Source organism: Mesorhizobium sp. M7A.F.Ca.MR.362.00.0.0 (assembly GCF_004023175.1).
Classification (GTDB): Bacteria; Pseudomonadota; Alphaproteobacteria; order Rhizobiales; family Rhizobiaceae; genus Mesorhizobium.
This window is the reverse complement of record NZ_RZTF01000410.1, coordinates 5,054-5,557: the sequence shown is the minus strand read 5'-3', so window position 1 is coordinate 5,557 and position 504 is coordinate 5,054. Positions and strand designations below refer to the sequence as shown.

The following is a 504-nucleotide window of genomic DNA, read 5'->3' as shown; positions in this document are numbered from 1 at the left end:
TTTACGGGGAGAAGATGCCGGCAGGCAGATGAGGGGCACCGCCGACGCCTCTCAGTTCACGCTGCCATCAACCGCGCTTCAGACCTCAACCAGCCATCAATCCGGCAGCACCACGCCGCCAATAGGCAGCCGCCAGCGTTTGATCGCGACCAAGGCCCAGCGTGTCGCGCCAATATTCGCGCACGATCTTGGCGGCAGCGGCTTCCGCCGCGAACCAGCCGAAGGCCGAACCGTCCTGCGGCCACGCTACCGAGCGGACAGCCTCGGCCAGCAGTTTGTCCTCGCCCGCCGGCACGCCGTTCCTTGTCAGCCAATGCAACTCGATGCCCGTGGCATTGTTGATCGCTTGCCTTTCGCCATCATTGGCGATCTCGACAAAGGCGACGCCCTTTGTCTCGGCTGGTAGCGTCTCCAGCAGCCGCGCCAGCGCCGGCAGGCCGGTTTCGTCGGCGCCCATGACGTACCACTCCGCCTGCCGCACCGGGCGGCCGACCGGTCCCATGA

Annotated in this window: 1 protein-coding gene; it reads right to left on the bottom strand. The window is 66.3% G+C overall.

Annotated elements, in window-relative coordinates; all coding sequences use genetic code 11:
* Positions 1–85: 85 nt before the first annotated feature.
* The coding region (locus tag EOC06_RS44015; RefSeq protein WP_245470255.1) for a siderophore-interacting protein at positions 86–504 on the bottom strand (419 nt) is incomplete at its 5' end.